This window comes from Micromonospora narathiwatensis (assembly GCF_900089605.1).
Lineage (GTDB): Bacteria > Actinomycetota > Actinomycetes > Mycobacteriales > Micromonosporaceae > Micromonospora > Micromonospora narathiwatensis.
Genome location: NZ_LT594324.1, coordinates 3,651,497 through 3,669,262, shown reverse-complemented (window position 1 = coordinate 3,669,262; position 17,766 = coordinate 3,651,497). Strand labels below are relative to the sequence as shown.

Sequence of the window (17,766 nt, the reverse complement as noted above, 5' to 3'; positions counted from 1 at the left end):
GCGTGCTCGTCTCCGGCGCCGGTGTGGCCGGTCCGGCGGTGGCCTGGTGGCTGGCCCGTCACGGGGCCGAGGTCACCGTCGTCGAGACCGCCCCGGCGCTGCGGACCAGCGGCTTCGCGGTCGACTTCCGGGGCCCGACCCATCTCGGCGTGCTGGCCGCGATGGGGGTGCTCGACGAGTTGCGCGCGGTGCAGACCCACGCCGGCGCGATGAGCCGGGTGGACGAGCACGGCCGGGAGATCTTCCGGCTGCCGGCCGAGTTCGCCGGCGGCGAGCTGGAGGTGCTGCGCCGGGACCTGTCCCGGATCCTGTACGAGCACGGCGCCGACCGGGTGGAGTATCTGTTCGGCGACCGGATCACCGGGCTCACCGAGACCGACCACACGGTGCACGTCGAGCTGGCCCGGGGCGGCTCCCGCGCCGTCGACCTGGTGGTCGGCGCGGACGGTCTGCACTCCGGGGTACGCCGGCTGGTCCACGGCCCGGAGACGGCGTACCTCACCCACCTCGGCTACCACCTGGCCGGCTGGGACCTGCCCAACGACCGCGGCTTCGACACCGTCTCCCGGCAGTACAACGTGCCCGGGCGGATGGCCAGCGTCGCCGCCGACCAGCGCGACCCCGATCGGGCGGGCGCCTTCGTCGTCTTCGCCGGAGCCGGGCTGGACCACGACCGGCTCGACCCCGACCGGCAGAAGTCGCTGATCGCCGACGCCTTCGCCGGGCTGGGCTGGCACGTGCCGCACCTGCTCGCCGGCCTGCACGCCGCGCCCGAGCTCTACTTCGACGCGATCGGCCGGGTCCGGGTGCCCCGCTGGCACACCGGCCGGACCGTGCTGCTCGGCGACGCGGCGTGGGGGGTGACCCTCGGCGGGATGGGGGTCGGCACCGGCCTGGTCGGGGCGTACGTGCTCGCCGGCGAGCTGGCCGTGGCCGGCGGGAACCCCCGGGTGGCGCTGCCCGCGTACGAGCGGCGGATGCGCGGGTACGCGTCCCGCTGGCAGCGCGGCGCCAACCCCGGCCACTTCCTCGCCCCGGCCAGCGGGTGGGGCCTGTGGCTGCGCGACCGGCTGCTGTCCCGTCGCGCGGTCCAGACGATGCTGGTACGCGGCACCAACTCGCTGGCCACCGACGCCGGCCTGCCCGACTACGCGGTGCGGGCGTGAGCCACCCGGGTGCCCGGCCAGTCCGAGGTGGCCCGGACCCGGCCGGCGGCGTCCACCAGCAGGGCCGCGTACCCGTCGAGGGTGGCCAGCCAGTCGAGCGCGTCCGCGCCCCGGGCGACGGCCGCGGTCGCGTACACGTCGGCCCAGAGCAGCTCGGGGCCGACCACGGTGACCGACCGGACGGCCTCGGCGGGCCGGCCGGCGCGCGGGTCCACGATGTGCGCGCCGCGCCGCGCGGTGCCCGAGGTGGCGACCGCGCCGTGCGCCCGCTCGACGACGTCGAGCAGCCGCTCGGGGTGGTCGGGGTCCTCGATCCCGACCCGCCAGGCCGGCCGGCCCGGCGCGGTGCGCAGCAGCACGTCCCCGCCGGCGTTGAGGCAGAGGTCGTGGTCGGGCAGGTCGGCGAGGTGGCGCGCGACGCGCTCCACCGCCCACCCCTTGACCAGCCCGGACGGCTCGAATCCGGTTCCGCCGCCGGGCAGCGGCAGCCGCCGGGCGTCGAACCACCCGTCGGTACGGGTGCGGGCCAGTTCGCAGAGCGTCACCACCTCGCGCACCACCGGCTCGGCGGTGGCCGGGTCGGGCATGACGCCGCCGAGCCGGCCCAGCACGCTCTCCGGCCGGTACGTGCTGAACACCGCGTCCACCTCGCCCAGCTCGGCGAAGACCCGCTCCACCCGCTGCGCCACCGCGTCGGTGCGCACCTCGGGGCCGCGCAGGTGCACGCTCACCGGCAGCCCCATCACCTGTACCACCCAGGCCCGCCGGTCCGGCTCCGTCGCCAGGTTCATCGTCGCCACCCCGCTCACTTCAGGTGTGCCGCGTCGATCGCGGACTGGAGGGACTCGCGGTAGCCGTCACTGGTGACGGTCGCGCCGGAGACGGTGTCGATCTGGGCGCTCTGCGCGGCCAGGGCCTCCTGCCGCAGGATCGGCACCGCGTAGTCGTTGATCTCCTGGTCCCGGCGGTTGCCGTCCGGCACCCGTACGGCGCGGACGTCGGTGATCCTCCCGCCGGAGACGGTGATCTGCACCTGCACCGGTCCCCACCGGGTCTGCGCCACCGACCCGGTGGCCGTGCCGTCGCCGCTGGACGACCCGCTCACCGGGCCCGACCCGGTGGAGCCGGCGTCCGTGCCGGTCCAGGAGTTGCCGGCCGAGCCGTCGGAGCCCGTGGCGACCGCGCTGCTCTCCCCGCCCGGACCCATGGTGCTGGTCTTGTAGCTGAACAGCAGCACCAGGACGGCCACGGTGGAGAGCAGCCAGAGGGTGATCCGGCGCACGGATCCTCCTTTCGCGCCTGTCACCAGGCGAAGCGTTCGTGGTGGACGTGCGCGTCGGGAACCCCGGCGGCGCGGGCGGCGTCGCGGGCGGCGTCGACCCAGCCGTCCGGGCCGCAGAGGAAGACGTCGTGCGCGGCGACGCCGGGGGAGAGCCGGCGCAGGGCCTCCGCGTCGGACCTCCCCTCGGCGTACGCCGGCAGCCAGGACGGGCGTCGCGCCCGCGGGCCGACCAGGTGGTGCACGACCAGCCCGCGTTCCGCGGCGAGCCGGTCCAGCTCCGCCCGGAAGGCCAGGTCCTCGGGGGTACGCGCGCGGTAGAGCAGCACCGCCTGCCCGGGGGCGTACGGCAGCTCCCAGAGCAGCGCCAGCAGCGGGGTGATCCCGACCCCGCAGGCGAGCATGGTGATCCCGCCGCCCCGCCAGTGTTCCCCGGTCAGCCGCCCGTACGGTCCCTCGACCAGCACCCTCGTGCCGGGGCGCAGCGCGGCCACCCGGGCGCTGCCGTCGCCGAGGTCCTTGACGGTGATCCGCATCAGGTCCCCGTTCGGCGGCGCCGACAGCGAGTACGGGTGCGCCCGGGACCAGCCGGGGCCGTCCAGGAACCGCCAGAGGAGGAACTGCCCGGCCCGGACGGGCAGCCGGTGCAGGTCGCGCCCGCGCAGCCAGACGGAGGTGACCCCGGGGGCCTCGGTGACCACTGCGGCCACCTCGATCCGGTGCCGCAGCGAGCGCCAGGCGGGCAGCCCGAGCCGGTAGACCAGCACGCTGGCCAGCGCCAGCAGGTAGACCGTCCACCAGTAGGCGCTGGCCGCCGCCGAGCCGACGAAGTCGGCACCGGTCCAGAGCTGGTGCGGCAGCGCCAGCGCGACGCCGAGGTACGCGTACAGGTGCAGCAGGTGCCAGGACTCGTAGCGCAGCCGGCGCCGGGCCGCCCGTACCGAGGTCACCACCACCAGCACCAGCAGGGCCAGCGCCGCGGTGGCGAGCAGCATCCCGGGGTACGTGACGACTAGGTCCCAGGTCTCGGCGAGCACGCCCCGCCGGGCGGTGCCGGCGTACCCGAGGGTGGTCAGCGCCACGTGGGCGAGCAGCAGGTTGAAGGAGGTGAAGCCGGCGAGCCGGTGCCAGCGGGCGATCCGGTCCTGGCCGAAACTGCGTTCGATCAGCGGTACCCGGGCCATCAGCACCACCTGGACGAGCATCAGGTCGGCGCTGACCAGGCCGGCGAGCCGGCCGAGCGAGGTGAGACCGGTGGCCGGGCCGGACAGCAGCTCCTGCACTCCCCGGTCGGCGGTCCAGAGGGCGGTGACGACCAGCAGGCTGAGCACTGCGGCGCTGCCGGCGACGTCGGCCCACCAGGCGGGAGCCGCCGGCAGGGCGCGGCGTACGGCCCGCCGGTCGGCGACGGCGGCGGTCACCGGACGGTCGCTTCGGTGCGGCTGACGTACATGGGGCCAACCTTGGCCGGCCGACCTCGACGGTTCCTATGGCAACCCTGTGTACGCGCTGAGAATCCCACCGAGGTCCGCTCCCGGGCATGGCTCCGCCGGTTCCGTGGCGGCCTCGGCGACGCGGCTTGTCGCGCCGGCCCGGGACCGTTGCATTTTCGTCGGGGGAGGGGTGTACTGTCAGGGTAGTTAGAACGAGTGTTCGATTCAGTCGTACGTTCGTTCCAACGTCGGGAGCGGTGTTTCGCGGCGCCGGCTCCCGGGAGGGTGCGGTTCCGCGGACCGCACCGGGGCCCGGACAGTCGCGAGTCCGAGGCCCGTCAGGCAGGATCGTCGCCCGCCGCCCACGACCCCCGGGCGGCGGGCGACGGACCCGCCGGTACGCCGGCCGGGTGTGGTGTGGGGAAGCGTCCACACCCGGCCGGCCCACCCGGTGCGTCTTCCTCCGCACCACCCGCCCCGGGCGTCCCACCGGCGGATCCGATCCGTCGCGTGGCCCGCCCGCCCCGGCCCACGCGGAGGAGAGATCATGTCGACCGGTCCGGCCCAGGCACCGACGGTGCCCGCGCACGTGCTGCCGCACCGCACCCCCGCCCAACTGCTCGTGGTGGCCCGCCACGGGCTGGCCGAGGCGGCCCGGACCCGCCCCGACGGCCTCCGATACGCCGCCGCCCACCTCGCGGCGCTGCGCGCCGCCGCCGCACTGCTCGCCGCCCGTGCCCGCCCCGCGCCCACCCGGCGCGGCCGGATCACCAGCGTCTGGGTCCTGCTCGCCGCCGTCGCCCCCGAGCTCGACGAGTGGGCCGGCTACTTCGCCGCCGGGGCGAGCAAGCGGGCCGCCGCCGAGGCCGGCATCCCCCGGGTGGTCACCGCCCGGGAGGCCGACGACCTGCTCCGCGCCGCCGAGCAGTTCGTGGCCGTGGTGGAGGCTGCCCTCGGCCTGGCGTACCAGCCGGCGCTCGACGATCTGTTCCGGCCACTCCGGCTCGGCGTGGCCGACGTCGCGCCGCGACCCGGAGCAGCCGCCGCCTGACCGGGCGACGTCCGGCCACCCGACGGGGAAGGCGGGTGGCCGGACGCGCCGTGCCCGGTTCCGGCGGTGTCCGCCGCGGAAATCCAGCAGCACCACCACGGATCGGTACCCGTGGGCGACATACGACAGGGGGTAGGTCCGATGGCGGGCCGCATGGTGGTCGGTTCCGCCGCACTGGCCGAGTTGGTACGCCCGGCGAGCGCGCCCGACCCGGCGGGCGGTCACCGGGTGCTGCCCGTCCGGCCCGAGCTGACCGGGCTGCTGCCCCACCGTGGGCTGCGCCGCGGCAGCACCATCGCGGTCGGCGCCGGGCAGCCCCGGCGCGGCGGCGGGACGTCGCTGCTCCTCGCCCTGCTCGCCGAGGCGTCCCGGGCCGGCTCGTGGTGTGCCGTGGTCGGGGTGCCTACCTTCGGTGCCGGCGCGGCGGCCGAGGCCGGGATCGCCCTGGACCGGCTGGCCCTGGTGCCGCACCCCGGGCCCGAGTGGCCCACCGTCGTCGCCGCGCTCATCGACGGGGTCGACGTGGTGGTCGCCGCCGTGCCGGCCACGGTCTCCGCCTCGGTCGCCGACCGGCTGGCCGCCCGGGCCCGGCAGCGCGGCAGCGTGCTCGTCCCGTACGGCCGGTGGGACGGCGCGGACGTCACGCTCCAGGTGGTCCGGGGGGTCTGGGAGGGGCTCGGGCCGGGCCGGGGGCGGCTGCGCCGCCGGGAGGTGACCGTCTCGGCGCGCGGGCGGGGCGCGGCCGCCCGCCCCAAGGAGATCAAGGTCTGGCTGCCCGGCGACGAGCTGACCCGGGTCATCCCCCGGGCGGCCGGTGCCGCCGCCCGTACCATCCCGCCCCGGCTCCGGGTGGTGCCTCATGGCGGCACGCAGCGCGGCGGAGTGCCGGCATGAGCGGTACGCCGGTGCGGACCCTGCTGCTCTGGTGCCCGGACTGGCCGGTCCTCGCCGCCGAGATCGTCGACGGGGTGCCCGCCACCGGGCCGGTCGCGGTGTTGCACGCCAACCGGGTGATCGCCTGCTCCGAGCGGGCCCGCGCCGAGGGCGTACGCCGGGGGCTGCGCAAGCGGGAGGCGCAGGGGCGCTGCCCGCAGCTCACCGTCGTCGACCACGATCCCGGCCGGGACGCCCGGGCGTTCGAGCCGGTGGTGGCCGCCGTCGAGGAGGTGGCAGTCGGGGTGGAGGTGATCCGCCCCGGGGCCTGCGCGTTGGCCGCCCGGGGGCCGAGCCGGTACCTCGGTGGGGAGGAGGCGGCGGCCGAGCGGATCGTCGAGCACGTCGCCCAGAGCTGCGCGGTGGAGAGCCAGGTCGGCATCGCCGACGGGGTCTTCGCCGCCGGGCTGGCCGCGCGGGACGGGCGGATCGTGCCGCCCGGCGGGACCCCGGAGTTCCTGGCCGCCCGGCCCGTCGAGGCGCTCGGCCGGCCCGCCCTGACCGACCTGCTGCGCCGGCTCGGGGTGCGTACCCTCGGCGACTTCGCCGCGCTGCCCGCCGGCGACGTGCTGGCCCGGTTCGGCTTCGACGGGGCGCTGGCCCACCGGCTCGCCGCAGGCCGGGACCATCGGCCGCTCGCGGTCCGGCAGCCGCCGGCCGACCTGACGGTCACCGCCGGGTACGACGAGCCGGTCGACCGGGTCGACGCCGCGGCGTTCGCCGCCCGGACGCTGGCCGAGCAGCTGCACGAGCGGCTCGCCGCGTACGGGCTGGCCTGCACCCGGCTCGGCATCGAGGCGGTCACCGCGCACGGCCAGGAGCTGCACCGGGTCTGGCGGCACGACGGCCTGCTCACCGCCGCGGCCATCGCCGACCGGGTCCGCTGGCAGTTGGACGGCTGGCTCTCCGGCAGCACCCGCCGGGGCGGCGCCCGCCAGGCCCGCCCCACCGCCGGGATCATCCGGCTGCGGCTGGTGCCGGACGGGGTGCTCGCCCAGGCCGGCCTGCAACCGGGGCTGTGGGGGGAGACCGGTGAGGAGCGGGAGCGGGCGCACCGCGCGCTGAGCCGGGTGCAGGGCATCCTCGGCCCCGAGGCGGTGGTCACCGCCGTGCTCGGCGGCGGACGGTCCCCGGCCGACCAGGTACGCCTGGTCCCGTGGGGCGACGAGCGACTGCCCGCCCGCCCCGGCCCACCGCCACTGCCCACCGGCCCAACGGACGAGGCGGCGCGGTCGGGTGAGGCGGCGCGGTCGGGTGAGGTGGCGCGGTTGGGTGAGGCGGCGCGGTCGGGCGGGGCGGCGGCTCCGCCGTGGCCGGGGCGGCTGCCGCCGCCCGCGCCGGCCGTCGTGCTGCCGACCCCGATCCTCGCCGCCGTGCACGACGCGGCCGGTGAGCCGGTCGTGGTCAGCGCCCGGCTGGCGGTGAGCGCCGCGCCCGCGCGGCTGGCCGTCGGCACCGGCCGGCCGACCGAGATCGTCGGCTGGGCCGGCCCGTGGCCGGTGGACGAGCGCTGGTGGGCGCCGGCCGAGGCCCGGCGTCGGGCCCGGTTCCAGGTCTGCCTCGCCGACGGGACCGCCCTGCTGCTCGCCGTCGAGGCCGGCCAGTGGCTGGTGGAGGCGATCTATGACTGACCGCGCAGGGGCCCGCGCGACATCGGATCTTGGAAGATTTCGGCCCCTGGAGGGGCCTGAACCTGCCAAGATCTCGCAGCGGGCCGGGCGAGGGGCGGGCCGGTGAGCTTCCACAACCCGAATCTGTCCTGGTCGGAGCTGGAAGAGGTGCTCTCCGGCCGGCCCCGCGGTGGGCGGTCCGGCAGGGGCCGGTCCCGGGACGAGCGGCACCTGCACGTGGTGGACCCGCTCGCGGTGGACGCCGACGGCGGCGACTCCCCGGCGTGGAACCGCAAGCGGGAGCAGTACGAGCCGCCCGAGCTGCCCCGCCCGGACGACCCGGTGCCCTACGCGGAGCTGCACGCCCACTCCAACTTCAGCTTCCTCGACGGCGCCAGCCACCCCGAGGAACTGGCCGAGGAGGCCACCCGGCTGGGCCTCACCGCGCTCGCCGTCACCGACCACGACGGCTTCTACGGCGTGGTGCGCTTCGCCGAGGCGGCCCGCGCGCTGCACCTGCCGACCATCTTCGGCGCGGAACTCTCCCTCGGGCTGCCCGGCCCGCAGAACGGCGAGCCCGACCCGCACGGGTCGCACCTGCTGGTCCTCGCCCACGGCCACGAGGGGTACGCCCGCCTCGCCGCCACCATCTCCCGCGCCCAGTTGCGCGGCGGCGAGAAGGGCCGCCCGGTCTACGGCGAGCTGGACGAGGTCGCCGCCGAGCTGCGCGACCACGTGCTGGTGCTCACCGGCTGCCGCAAGGGGCACGTGCCCGGCGCCCTGCTCACCGAGGGCGTCGACGCCGCCGCCCGGGAGCTGGACCGGCTCACCGCGCTCTTCGGCGCCGACACGGTGGCGGTGGAGTTGACCGACCACGGCCACCCGGTCGACGCCGACCGTAACGACGCCCTGGCCGAGCTGGCCGCCGCGGCGGGGCTGCCCACGGTCGCCACGAACAACGTGCACTACGCCACCCCGGGGCGGCGTCGGCTGGCCACCACCCTGGCCGCGGTCCGTGCCCGGCGCAGCCTGGACGAGATCGACGGCTGGCTGCCCGCCGCCGGCACCGCCCACCTGCGCAGCGGCGCGGAGATGGCGGCGCGGTTCGCCGCGTACCCGGGCGCGGTGGCCCGGGCCGCCGAGTTCGGCGCGGAACTCGCCTTCGACCTGCAACTGGTCGCGCCGAGGCTGCCGGCGTACCCGGTGCCGCCCGGGCACACCGAGATGAGCTGGCTGCGCGAGCTGACCATGGACGGCGCCCGGGAACGCTACGGCCCGCCCGAGGCGCACCCGGAGGCGTACGCGCAGCTGGAGCACGAGCTGCGGATGATCTCCGATCTCGGCTTCCCCGGCTACTTCCTGGTGGTCTACGACATCGTCACGTTCTGCCGGGAGCAGGACATCTACTGCCAGGGCCGGGGCTCGGCGGCCAACTCGGCGGTCTGTTACGCGCTGCGGATCACCAACGTCGACGCGGTCCGGCACCAGCTGGTCTTCGAGCGGTTCCTGGCCCCGGAACGCGACGGCCCGCCCGACATCGACGTGGACATCGAGTCCGACCGCCGGGAGGAGGTGATCCAGCACGTCTACGCCCGGTACGGCCGGGAGCACACCGCCCAGGTCGCCAACGTCATCTCGTACCGGCCCCGGTCGGCGGTGCGGGACGTGGCGAAGGCGTTCGGCTTCTCGCCCGGGCAGCAGGACGCCTGGAGCAAGCAGATCGACCGCTGGGGCTCGGTCGCGGCGGTGGACGTGGCGGACATCCCCGAGCAGGTCGTCGAGTACGCCAACCAGGTCCAGACCTTCCCCCGGCACCTGGGCATCCACTCCGGCGGCATGGTGATCTGCGACCGGCCGGTGATCGAGGTCTGCCCGGTCGAGTGGGGGCGGATGCCGGGCCGCAGCGTCCTGCAGTGGGACAAGGACGACTGCGCCGCCGTCGGGCTGGTCAAGTTCGACCTGCTCGGCCTCGGCATGCTCTCCGCGCTGCACTACGGCTACGACATGATCGGGTCCACGCTCGACCTGGGCGACATGACCCTGGACGACCCCGACGTCTACGCCATGCTCTGCCGGGCCGACTCGGTCGGGGTGTTCCAGGTGGAGAGCCGCGCCCAGATGGCCACCCTGCCCCGGCTCAAGCCCCGCGAGTTCTACGACCTGGTGGTGGAGGTGGCGCTGATCCGTCCCGGCCCGATCCAGGGCGGCTCGGTGCACCCGTACATCCGGCGTAAGAACGGCCAGGAGCCGGTGACGTTCCCGCATCCGCTGATGCGCAACGCGCTGGAGAAGACCCTCGGCGTGCCGCTGTTCCAGGAGCAGCTCATGCAGCTCGCCATCGACCTGGCCGGCTTCGACGCGGCCGAGGCCGACCAGCTGCGCCGGGCGATGGGGGCGAAGCGCTCGGTGGAACGGATGGCGCAGATCGCCGACCGGCTGTACGCCGGGATGGCCGAGCGGGGGATCACCGGCGAGCTGGCCGAGGACGTCTACCGCAAGCTCACCGCGTTCGCCAGCTACGGCTTCCCGGAGAGCCACGCGATGAGCTTCGCCTACCTGGTCTACGCCAGCTCCTGGCTCAAGCGCTACCACCCCGGCCCGTTCCTGGCCGCGTTGCTCAACGCCCAGCCGATGGGCTTCTACTCGCCGCAGACCCTGGTCGACGACGCCCGCCGGCACGGTGTCGAGGTGCGCCGGCCGGACATCAACGCCAGCGGCGCCAAGGCGGTGCTGGAGTCCACCCCGGAGACCCGGTGGGGGAGCCAACCGGGGGAGCCGCCGCACGCCTGGGGGCTGGGCGGGCCGGCGGTCCGGCTCGGGCTGGGCAGCGTACGCACCCTCGGCGACGACGTGGCCGAGCGGATCGAGGCGGAGCGGACGGCGCACGGGCCGTACCGGGACATGCCGGATCTGGCCCGGCGGGTCGGCCTGACCGCCGCGCAGTTGGAGGCGTTGGCCACCGCGGACGCCTTCGCCTGCTTCGGGCTGACCCGGCGGCAGGCCCTCTGGGCCGCCGGCGCGGCGGCCCAGGACCGGCCGGGTCGGCTGCCCGGCACGGTGACCGGCGCGACCCCGCCCACCCTGCCCGGGATGGAGGCGGTGGACCGCCTCGTCGCCGACGTCTGGGCCACCGGCCTGTCCCCGGAGAGCCACCCGGCCCGGTTCATCCGGGACCGGCTGGACGCCCTGGGCGCGGTGCCGATCGCCCGGCTCGGCGGGGTGGATCCGGGTCGGCGGATCCGGGTCGGCGGGATCGTCACCCACCGGCAGCGGCCGGCGACCGCGGGCGGGGTGACCTTCCTCAATCTGGAGGACGAGACCGGTATGCTCAACGTCACTTGCTCCCCCGGGCTCTGGCAGCGATACCGTCGAATCGCCCGCACCAGCGCGGCGCTGGTGGTGCGGGGCCGGTTGCAGCGGCACGAGGGCGTCACCAGCCTCACCGCGGACCGACTGGATGCGATCGAGCCTCCCGTCACCCCGGCGTCCCGGGATTTCCGCTGAGTGGAGTGATCCACATTACGGTTTTCCGGACCGGGAGACGGGAGACTGCCGGCACGCGCGGGCAGAGTGGCCCGCTCGTCTGGGGGGAAGAAAACATGACCGTGCACAGCACGTACTCCGGTGGGGTGGCGAACACCCGGCGCACCCGGCTGTCGGCCGGCTGGTCGCCGAGCCACGAGGTGGAGCCCCGCGAATACCAGGTGACCGACGGCCCGGTGGCCAACGCCCACCGGTCCCGCGCGGAGGAGGACCCCGCCGGCGGCGGCGACTCCTGACCCGGTGTCCCGGGGTGACTAGGCTCGGCGGCGTGGAGCAGACCCGAACCCTGACCCCTCGTACCGCCGTGATCTGGGCGGTCCTCCGGGCCGAGCTGGACCGGCGGACCGGCGACCAGCTCACCGTGCTCGATGTCGGCGGCGGGACCGGCGGCTTCGCCGTCCCGCTCGCCGAGGCCGGCCACCGGGTCACCGTGGTCGACGCCAGTCCCGACGCGCTCGCCGCGCTGACCCGCCGGGCCGCCGAGGCCGGGGTCGCCGATCGGGTACGCGCGATCCAGGGCGACGGTGACGCGCTCGCCGGGCTGGTCGAGCCGGCCGCCGTCGACCTGGTGCTCTGCCACTCCGTGCTGGAGGTGGTCGACGACCCCGTCCCGGTGGTCGCCGCACTCGCCGCCGCCCTGCGTCCCGGGGGCGCGGCCAGCGTCCTGGTCGCCGGCCGCGCCGCCGCCGTGCTGACCCGGGCGATGAACGGGCACCTCGACGTCGCCGCCGCGCTGGCCGCCGACCCGGCCGGCAGCGCCGGCCCCCGGGACACCCTGCGCCGGCGTTACGACGCCGACGGCGCGGCGGCGCTGCTCGCCGCCGCCGGGCTCGTCGTCGAGGAGATTCACGGCGTACGCGTGCTCGCCGACCTGCTCCCGGCCGCGGTGGCGGACGGTCAGCCGGCCGCCCTGGTCGAGCTGGAGCGGGCCCTGGCCGCCCGGCCGCCCTACCGGGACCTCGCCGCCCAGCTGCACCTGTTCGCCCGCCGCCCGGCATGACCGGCCCGGCGGCGGATCCGTTCGAGCAGGTCGCGCCCCGCTACGGCGGTGGCAGTCTCGCCGACATCCTGCCCAGCGCCCTCGCGGTGCTCGGCGTGCCCGGCGCGGCCGACCTGCTCGGCCTGGGTCCCCGGCTGGCCGGGGTACGCCGGATCGCCGTGCTGCTGGTCGACGGGCTCGGCTGGTACCAGATCCCCACCGCCGCCCCGTACGCCCCGACCCTGGCCGGCCTGGCCGCCACCGTCGGCGCCCCGCTCACCTCCGGGTTTCCGTCCACCACCCCGACCAGCCTGGTCACCCTCGGCACCGGCACGCCCTCCGGAGCGCACGGCGTGCTCGGCTTCAAGGTCCGGGTCCCCGGCACCGACCGGGTGCTCAGCCACATCGACTGGGCCGGCGACCCGGAACCGCTGCGCTGGCAGCCCGTCCCGACTTGGTACGAGCGGGCCCGCGCCGCCGGGGTCGCGGTCACCGTGGTCAGCCGCCCCGAGTACGGGGGCAGCGGCCTGACCCTGGCCGCGAACCGGGGCGGCGACTACCGGGGCGCCTCCGACGTCGACGAGTTGGCCGGTCAGCTGCTCACCGCGCTCGCGGCCGGCGCCGGGCCGGCCCTGGTCTCCGGCTACCACCCCGACCTGGACCGGCACGGGCACCTGAGCGGCGTCGACTCGGTGCCCTGGCGGCTCGCCGCAGCCGAGGTGGACCGGCTGCTCGCCCGGCTGGTCGACGGGCTGCCGCCGGACGCGGCGCTGCTGGTCACCGCCGACCACGGTCAGCTCAACGTGCCGGACGACCACCGGATCGACCTGGACACCGATCCCCGGCTGCGCGCCGGGGTGCGGGTGGTCGCCGGCGAGCCCCGGGTCCGCTACCTGCACGTGGAGCCGGGGGCCGCCGCCGACGTGGTGGCCGCCTGGTCGACGGTGCTCGACGGCGCTGCCCGGGTGATGACCCGGGACGAGGCGGTGGCCACCGGCTGGTTCGGGCCGGTGCCCGAGGAGCACCTGCGCCGGATCGGCGACGTGGTGGTGGTCTGCCGGGGCACGTACGCGGTGGTCGCCACCCGCTCGGAGCTGCCGATCGAGTCCCGGCTGGTGGCGTACCACGGCGCGGACACCGCGGCCGAGATGACCATCCCGCTCCTGGTCGTCCGCGGCTGACGGCCCCGGCCCACCGGTCGGCCGGACTGTCGGACCGGACGGCTAGCCTGCCGGAATGGGCCGCAGCCAGTCGTTGCCCCGGGGCGGTGATCCACGCTTCGGGCCGGACGCCGACGACACCGGCTGCCCGATCCTGCACGTCGACATGGACGCCTTCTTCGCCTCGGTCGAGGTGCGCCACCGGCCCGAGCTGCGCGGCCGGCCGGTCGTGGTGGGCGGGATCGGGCCGCGCGGGGTGGTCAGCTCGGCCAGCTACGAGGCCCGCCGCTACGGCGTCCGCAGCGCCATGCCCACCGCCCGCGCCCGGGCGCTCTGCCCGCACGCGGTCTACCTGCCGCCGGATTTCGCCCGGTATTCAGCGGCCTCCCGGGCGGTGATGCGGATCTTCCGGGACGTCACCCCGCTGGTCGAGCCGCTCTCCCTGGACGAGGCGTTCCTCGACGTGGCCGGCGCCCGCCGGCTCTTCGGCCCCCCGTCCCGGATCGCCCGGCTGATCCGCCGGCGGGTCGCCGAGGAGCAGGGGCTCACCTGCTCGGTCGGCGTGGCGCCGAGCAAGTTCGTGGCCAAGCTCGGCTCCACCCGGGCCAAGCCCGACGGCCTGCTCGTGGTGCCCGCCACCCGGGTCCTGGAGTTCCTGCACCCGCTGCCGGTGGCGGCGCTCTGGGGCGTGGGGGAGCGGTCCGCGGAGGCGCTGCGCCGGCTCGGCCTGCACACCGTGGGCGAGCTGGCCGAGGCACCGGCCGGCCTGCTCCGGCGGGCGGTCGGCGAGGCTGCCGCGACCCACCTGCACGAGTTGGCCTGGGGGCGGGACCCGCGCCGGGTCTCCCCGGACCAGGTGGAGAAGTCGATCGGCGCGGAGGTGACCTTCGACACCGATGTCACCGATCCGACGGAGATCCGCCGCGCCCTGCTGGCGCTGGCCGAGAAGGTCGGCGCCCGGCTGCGGGCGGCCGGGCAGGTGGGGCGCACCGTGTCGCTCAAGGTCCGGCTGGCCGACTTCCGCACGGTCAACCGCTCCCGCACCCTCACGGTGCCCACCGACACCGCGCGGGAGATGTTCGACACGGCCTGGGCGCTGTGGACCGCGCTCGCCCCCGGCGAGCCGGTCCGCCTGGTCGGCGTACGCCTGGAGGGGCTGGCCGCCGCCCAGGAGACGCCGCGCCAGCTCGCTCTCGGCGCGCCCGAGCGTGGCTGGCGGGAGGCGGAGGCGGCGGCGGACGCGGCGGCTGCCCGATTCGGGCGGTCCGTCATAGGTCCGGCTAGTCTGCTCGGCAGGCGTGATCCGCGACGGGTCGAAAAACCGGCCGGGCCATAGGTCGTCCCGCTTTCCGACGCGCGAGCCCCCTCGTAGACTTGCGGGTAAGCAGCCGGTTGGCTGCCACGGTCTGTCGGCCCGACCGGGCCGACCAACGTGACCGGGGAGGAGTGCCGTGCCGCTCTCGGAGCACGAGCAGCGGCTGTTCGAGCAGATCGAGCGGTCGCTTGCCGAGGACCCCAAGTTCGCCTCGGCTGTGCGCGCCAGCGACCCGCGTTTCCACGCGCGGCGTCGCGTGCTCGTCGCTGCCGGCGTGGTCATCGCTGGTCTGGCCCTGTTGATCTACGGTGCCGTGATCAAGACGCCCCCGCTGGCCGTGGCGGGCTTTGTCGTCATGCTGGCCTCACTGGGCTACGCGGTGCAGTCGCACCGGCGCTCCCAGTCCCCCGACCTGCACGTGGTGGGGGGCACGACGAGCCGTCGAACCCGGGGCCGGACGGGCCGGCGGGGATCGTTCCTCGACCGGATGGAGGATCGTTGGCGGCAGCGCCCGGAGGGGCACCGCTGACCACGTCCCGCCCTTGAGGCGGGCCGCACGCGACGGCGCGTCGCCGGAACCGTCCGGCGAGCGCGGTCGCTTCTCCATGCCCCGGCTCTCCGCCCGGCAGGCGTGAGCGCGAGGTGCGTGGCGGAGCGGAGCCCCGCAGCCGTGAACGAAAGGTCGGCTCGGTGGCCGTGGCCGTGGCCGTGATGGGCCCGCCCGCCGGCGGGGGAGCGCCGGCGGGCGGGACGGTCAGCGGGCCGGGCGGCCGGCCAGCAGGCGTCGCGGGCTCCAGCGCAGCAGCCGCTGCCGTAGCTGCCCGCCGCCGGTGACCAGCCGGGCCGAGCGCTCCGCCGCCGCGGTCCGCCAGCGCAGCAGCACCGACGGCGGCAGCAGGGCCGCCATGATCCGGGTACGCCGGTCCGCCCGGCTGGCGAGCGCTCCGCGTACCGACCGCAGGGCCGGGTGGAGTGCCTCGCCGGTCAGCGGGTCGCGGGCGTAGCGGGCCCGCTCCTCCGCCCGGCCGAGCAGCCGTACCCCGTCGACCGCCCCGGCGTCCTCGGTGAGGGTCTCCCGGGCCAGCCGCTCGGCGGTCGCCCGGGGGGTCTCCGTCCCGTCGACGCGGACCTGGAAGTCGACCAGGGTGTCCAGCAGCTCGTCCCAGGCGGCGTGCGCGTCCGTGCGGGCCCGGTCGGCGTCCACCCCGACCACGATGTCACGCACCTCGCCCCGCGGGCCGGGGATTGCGGCCAGCGTGGTGGCCGCCGGTGCCGCAGCCCGGGCCCGTCGACGCCGGCGCAGCGTGGACCGGCGCAGCGCCGGCATCGCGAGCAGCGCCAGCAGGGCGACCAGGCCGGCCGCCCACCACGGCCAGACCGGCGACTGCCGGGTGGGGCCGCCGTCGCCGACGGAGAGGCCCTGGTCGGCGTCCTTGTCGAGCCGGTCCGGGCCGTTCGGGCCGGCCGAGGGGTCGACCCCGCCCGGCGCGGAGGTGCTCCCCGGCGACGGGGTGATCTCGTCGGGGGCGTCGGCGTCCGGAGCCCAGGCCGACCGGACCGAGCCCTGCACGCTGGCCGCGGGGGTGGCGTCGAACGGCACCCAGCCGAACCCGTTGAAGAAGACCTCCGTCCAGGCGTGCAGGTTCTTGTTGGTCAGCACGTAGCTGCCGCCGGAGTTGCTGCCGTTGGTGAAGCCGAACACCACCCGGGCCCGGATGCCGGCCGCCCGGACCAGCCAGGCCATCGCGGCGGCGTACTGCTGGCAGAAGCCCACCTTGCTGGTGAGGAAGTCGGTGATGTCGTCGCCGCTGGTGCCGCCCCGGGTGGAGAGCGAGTAGCTGAACCCGTTCTCCACCGAGAAGTAGTCGTAGATCGCCCGGACCTTGTCGTAGTCGTTCTGCTTGTTTTTGACCAGCCGCGCGACCAGATCGTCGACCGCGCGGACCGGCGGTGGGATGGGCTGCTGGCGCAGTATCGGGTCGTCGGCCGGCAGGGAAGGCGCCGCGCGCAGGGCCGAGGGGCTGTACGTCGAGCGAACGTAGTCGAACGAGTAGCGCTTGCCCCGCGAGTTCTCGCGGTTGGAGAAGACGATCCGGAGTTGTGGGTCGTAGCGCCAGTTGCCGCCGAGGCTGTCCACCTTCACCGGCTCGGCGTAGACCGGCAGCAGGGGCATGTTGAGGTTCTTCACCTCGACACTGGCCCGGTACCGATGCCGCTCGACGCCGCGGCCGGGCTGCTCCGACGGGTCGGCCAGGTCCCGGTTCACCGACTTCCCGCTGGGTACGCGGTCCCGGAAGCCGTCGGGGCTCAGCTCGTCGGCCACCCCGAAGCGCAGGTAGAACGGCGCCGGCTCATTGGTGGTGACCTTGACCAGCTCGGTCACCTCGCTCTGGTTGAGCTGGCCGCTGAGCGCGGCGAACAGGTCGATCCGGCCGGCGTTGCCGCCCTGGCCGGGCCGGCCGTTGCCGTCGCCGGTCGAGTCGCCGATCCGGTCCAGCAGCCCGCCGGTCATCCCGGGCACGGCCAGCGGCAGCGCCACCGCGACGGCCACCCCGACCACGGCCAGCCGGCGACCCGCCGCGGCCAGCGGCGACGCCTCCCAGACGTCGACGTCGCGGCCCTCGCCGGTGAACCGGCGGCCGAAGCGGCGTACCCGGTCGACGTTGTCGGTGACCAGCAGCCACAGGTAGCCGCAGGCGCCCACCACGAACGGGGTGGCCGGGACGCTGTCCACGTAGACCGCCACCGGCACCGAGTAGATGGCCAGCATCGGCAGCCCGGCCAGCGCCGGGCGGCGCAGCGCGACGGTGAGCACGTCCACCACCACCGCCACGACGCCGATGCCCAGCACGGCGAGGAAGAGCAGCGAGTCGAGGTCCTTCACCTTCACGCCGTACGAGCGCATGTCCTGCATAGACGCGCCGAGCAACTCGCCGAAGTGGCCGAAGGTGGCCGGGGTGGGCAGGAACGCCAGGAACTCGGTGCCGCCTGGGAAGAGCCAGGTCAGGGCGATGAGGAGCCCGGCCAGCATGGCCAGGATCTGACCCCACAGGGGTGCGCGGGCCAGTCGGCTCAGCGCGGCGGCGGCGGCCACCGCGCCGACCGCGATGGTCGCCTCGACCAGCCACGTCCAGCGCTGGAAGATCGCCGACAGCGGCGCCGCGGCCAGCAGGGTCGCCGCCGCCGCGACGAAGCCGAGGTTGCGGTGCGCGGTCACGCCGTCGCCTCGCTGCGCTCCCCGGCGGCGCGACGCGCCCCGGTGCTGAGCCACATGGTTCGCTCGCTCCGCTCGCTCAC

General features: G+C 76.0%; 14 protein-coding genes. 10 read left to right on the top strand and 4 right to left on the bottom strand.

All coding sequences use genetic code 11. The annotated features are described in order from the left end of the window. Positions 1–2 precede the first annotated feature (2 nt). The gene (locus GA0070621_RS15525) at positions 3–1,166 is read left to right on the top strand and encodes an FAD-dependent monooxygenase (protein WP_167666944.1); all 1,164 of its coding nucleotides are present in this window, start codon (positions 3–5) and stop codon (positions 1,164–1,166) included. On the opposite strand, the gene GA0070621_RS15520 is transcribed toward GA0070621_RS15525, so the two are convergent. Genes GA0070621_RS15520 through GA0070621_RS15510 form a run of 3 tightly spaced genes read right to left on the bottom strand, consistent with a single transcriptional unit; the run spans position 1,148 to position 3,866 of the window. Further along, complete coding sequence (locus tag GA0070621_RS15520; protein WP_157739999.1) at positions 1,148–1,957, bottom strand: FAD:protein FMN transferase; 810 nt, start codon at positions 1,955–1,957, stop codon at positions 1,148–1,150. The genes GA0070621_RS15525 and GA0070621_RS15520 overlap by 19 nt on opposite strands. 14 nt (positions 1,958–1,971) lie before the next feature. Continuing rightward, positions 1,972–2,448, bottom strand: coding sequence for an FMN-binding protein (locus tag GA0070621_RS15515; RefSeq protein WP_167666943.1), 477 nt, complete (start codon positions 2,446–2,448; stop codon positions 1,972–1,974). Positions 2,449–2,468: 20 nt separating this feature from the next. Next, positions 2,469–3,866 (bottom strand): ferredoxin reductase family protein, encoded by a 1,398-nt coding sequence (locus GA0070621_RS15510; RefSeq protein WP_091196184.1) that lies wholly within the window; start codon positions 3,864–3,866, stop codon positions 2,469–2,471. Positions 3,867–4,425: 559 nt separating this feature from the next. Between GA0070621_RS15510 and GA0070621_RS15505 the strand changes: the two genes are divergently transcribed. The 9 genes from GA0070621_RS15505 to GA0070621_RS15465 all read left to right on the top strand — a co-directional run bounded on the left by GA0070621_RS15505 (position 4,426) and on the right by GA0070621_RS15465 (position 14,998). Then, positions 4,426–4,929, top strand: a complete 504-nt coding sequence (locus tag GA0070621_RS15505; RefSeq protein ID WP_091196181.1) for an SAV_6107 family HEPN domain-containing protein — start codon at positions 4,426–4,428, stop codon at positions 4,927–4,929. 141 nt (positions 4,930–5,070) lie between these two features. Continuing rightward, the gene (locus GA0070621_RS15500) at positions 5,071–5,823 is read left to right on the top strand and encodes a hypothetical protein (protein WP_091196178.1); all 753 of its coding nucleotides are present in this window, start codon (positions 5,071–5,073) and stop codon (positions 5,821–5,823) included. Further along, the gene (locus GA0070621_RS15495; RefSeq protein WP_091196174.1) at positions 5,820–7,493 is read left to right on the top strand and encodes a DNA polymerase Y family protein; all 1,674 of its coding nucleotides are present in this window, start codon (positions 5,820–5,822) and stop codon (positions 7,491–7,493) included. The genes GA0070621_RS15500 and GA0070621_RS15495 overlap by 4 nt, the downstream gene beginning before the upstream one ends. Before the next feature lie 102 nt (positions 7,494–7,595). After that, positions 7,596–10,976 carry an error-prone DNA polymerase gene (locus GA0070621_RS15490; RefSeq protein WP_091196171.1) on the top strand — a complete coding sequence of 1,127 codons (3,381 nt, stop codon included), beginning with the start codon at positions 7,596–7,598 and terminating at the stop codon, positions 10,974–10,976. Positions 10,977–11,071: 95 nt separating this feature from the next. Further along, positions 11,072–11,251, top strand: a complete 180-nt coding sequence (locus GA0070621_RS15485; protein ID WP_091196170.1) for a hypothetical protein — start codon at positions 11,072–11,074, stop codon at positions 11,249–11,251. A gap of 14 nt (positions 11,252–11,265) precedes the next feature. Beyond that, positions 11,266–12,015: a methyltransferase domain-containing protein gene (locus GA0070621_RS15480; RefSeq protein WP_197673906.1), complete on the top strand. Its 750-nt coding sequence runs from the start codon at positions 11,266–11,268 to the stop codon at positions 12,013–12,015. Continuing rightward, positions 12,012–13,175, top strand: a complete 1,164-nt coding sequence (locus GA0070621_RS15475; RefSeq protein ID WP_091196166.1) for an alkaline phosphatase family protein — start codon at positions 12,012–12,014, stop codon at positions 13,173–13,175. The genes GA0070621_RS15480 and GA0070621_RS15475 overlap by 4 nt, the downstream gene beginning before the upstream one ends. A gap of 55 nt (positions 13,176–13,230) precedes the next feature. Continuing rightward, complete coding sequence (locus GA0070621_RS15470) at positions 13,231–14,490, top strand: DNA polymerase IV (protein ID WP_091196165.1); 1,260 nt, start codon at positions 13,231–13,233, stop codon at positions 14,488–14,490. 115 nt (positions 14,491–14,605) lie between these two features. Then, positions 14,606–14,998, top strand: coding sequence for a DUF3040 domain-containing protein (locus GA0070621_RS15465; RefSeq protein ID WP_091196162.1), 393 nt, complete (start codon positions 14,606–14,608; stop codon positions 14,996–14,998). Between the two features lie 225 nt (positions 14,999–15,223). On the opposite strand, the gene GA0070621_RS15460 is transcribed toward GA0070621_RS15465, so the two are convergent. Beyond that, positions 15,224–17,686 (bottom strand): transglutaminase TgpA family protein, encoded by a 2,463-nt coding sequence (locus GA0070621_RS15460; RefSeq protein WP_091196160.1) that lies wholly within the window; start codon positions 17,684–17,686, stop codon positions 15,224–15,226. Between the last annotated feature and the right edge of the window lie 80 nt (positions 17,687–17,766).